We start from the raw sequence: 2,639 nt of genomic DNA on the forward strand, positions 1-2,639 counted from the left end.
AGCATCAAATTGACACCGGCCACCACCGCCACATCACACTCACCCGCCTGAAGACTCTGACACGCCTGATGCACCGCCACCAAACCAGAAGAACAGGCCGTGCTGATCAGCATCCCAGGACCGTCAAAGTTCAGGAAATACGCCAGACGCGAGGCGAGAATCGAGTTGCTGGCGGCCGTGACACTGCCGTCCTCGCCGACGACCAGTTGGTAGTCGCCCTCCTCGGCACCGACGAAGACACCCACCCGCTCACGCGCCAGGCGTTCCTCGCCGTAACCGGCGTCCTCCAACGCGTTCCACGACTCCTGCAACAACAACCGCTGCCGCGGATCCATCGTCTCCGCCTCGCGCGGGGAGATCTGGAAGAACAACGGATCAAACTCCGCCACACCCGGCACAAAACCAGCCCGCACCCCCTCCTCACCCGAACCACCCGCACGCCACCACTCCACCCGATCAGCCGGAACCCCACCGATCACCGACCGGCCCTCCGACAACACCGACCACAGACCCTCGACATCCCGCACACCCGGGAAACGCCCACTCATCCCCACCACCGCCACCGGCTCATCCCCACCACGGATGCCGCCCACCCGGCGCGAACCCCTGCGGCGCACCCCCGAGGAGACGGTCGCGGGAACGACCAGCGCGGGTGCGGCGGCGAGCTCGGCGTCCCGGTAGAACGCGGCCAGCTCGTCGCCGTGGTTGCCCAGCAGGAAGTGGGAGAGGCGGACCAGCGTCGGGTAGCCGAAGAACACGTCGGGAGTGACGGTGAAGTGGAAACGGCGGCCGAGCTCCTCGGCGAACTCGGCGAGGTTGATGGAGTCGAAGCCGAACTCGGCGAAGTTGTCGTCGGCGTCGACCTTCTCCGGCGGGAGCTTCAGCACGGCGCAGACCGCGTCGCGCAGCTCCCACAGCAGGCACTCCTCGACCGACCAGCCGCGCATCTCACCGCGCCGCCCGGGACCGGCGACCGCGACCTCGGCCACCTCCCCGGAGCCGCCGGTCGCGGAGCCGTCGGCCCCCACCCGCGGGTCCGCCTGGGAGAAGCCGTACTCCGCGCCGTGCAGCGACCAGAGCACACCGCCCGAGGCGTCGCAGCCGTCGAGGTCCACGACCACCCGTCCGTTGCCGAACTCCCCCACCGTCGCCACCACGGTCGAGACCACGCCGACGCCCACCGGCAGCGCGACCTGCCGGGCGCCCAGCAGGGTCCCGGCACCGAGCTGGCCGCCGCTCGCGACCACCACGGCCTCCAGCGCCGCCAGCGCGTCGCCGGGTTGGAGCACCACGTCCCCGAGGGTCGACCGTCCCGGCTCCAGCCGCACCAGCACCCGACGCCCGCCCACGAACACGCCGGCCACCCGGCCGCCCGCCGGAACCACCGCGATCCGCTCGGCGCACTCGCGCGCGACGGCGTCGAGGTCGACCACCCGCAGCGCCATGTCCAGCCGGCGGGCGCCGCCCGCGCCGTGGACCAGCTCCAGCTCGGGATCGTTCGGATCAGCCGAGAAGACCTCCCAGCCGACCCGGCCACCGGCGTAGGCGGAGAGCGCGACCTCCACCACGGCGCCGCCGGCGGCCGGCACGCCCTCGTGCCACACCACGTCGCGCAGTTCGACCCCACCGCCGGCCGTCGGGGACGAGCCGCCGGCCGAGAGCGCCACCGAGGCGCGCACCATCTCCAACAGGGCGTCCGCGACCAGGACGCCGGAGGAGACGAACGGCTCCCGGCCGGAGAACTCGGTGACGAACCGCAGACCGCCCACGTCCGAGGCGTTCCGATGCACCAGCGGATGCAGCGCCGCCCCGCCCCGGGCACCACCGCCCGCGGCCGAGAAGAGCGCGCTCGCGCTCGGCGCGGGCCGGAACTCATCCCCGGCGAAGGGGTATCCGGGCAGGCCGAGCCGCGGCAGCGCGGCCACCCGCCCGGCGCCCGCCACGCCATAGCCCTGGCAGTAGAAGTCGGCGAGCGCGTACAGCAACTCCTGGGCACGGGCCGGCTCCTCGACGGTGACCGCCTCCGCCTGGAGAGCCGCCACCACCTGCCGGATCGCGGACTGCGCCACGAAACGGCGGAGCACCTCACCGGAGAAGACGTTCGGCGCGCTCTCCCCGTCCCGTGCCTTGGCGAGCGCCTGGAGGGCGTCCTGCCGGTCGCGCACCACGACGGCGCAGCGGTGGGGGAAGTGCTGCCGCCCGTCGAGGAGCTCGGCGCAGAGCACGGAGAGGTGGTGCGCCGTCAGGTCCCGGCGCTCCGCGACGTACGCCAGCAGGTCGGCGATCCTGCGTTCCAGTCCCTCCGGGCTCTTCGCGGACAGCGCGAGAAGGTAGGCGGGACGTGAGGGCCACTGCTGGGCCAGTGTCCGGTCCTCCGCCTCCGAGCCGTGACTTTCGACAAGGACATGGGCGTTGGTGCCGCTCATCCCGAACGAGCTGACCGCGCCGACCAGCCGACCGTCCTCGGACTCGGGCCACTCCCGGGTCTCCCTGTTCACATAGAACGGGGAATCATCCCAACGAATGTAGTCGTTCACCTCGTCACAGTGAATGCTCGCCGGAATGGTCCGCTTCCGCATCCCCTGCACCAACGAGATCAGACTCACCACACCCGAACCCGCCAACGAATGCCCCACATT

1 protein-coding gene is annotated in these 2,639 nt (G+C 71.5%); it reads right to left on the reverse strand.

Features of this window, described 5'->3' with window-relative positions; genetic code table 11:
* On the reverse strand, positions 1 to 2,537 hold a 2,537-nt coding region (locus CRP51_RS27940; protein WP_245880858.1), incomplete at its 3' end, for a beta-ketoacyl synthase N-terminal-like domain-containing protein.
* Between the last annotated feature and the right edge of the window lie 102 nt (positions 2,538 to 2,639).

The organism is Streptomyces zhaozhouensis (genome assembly GCF_900230195.1).
GTDB classification, from domain to species: domain Bacteria; phylum Actinomycetota; class Actinomycetes; order Streptomycetales; family Streptomycetaceae; genus Streptomyces; species Streptomyces zhaozhouensis.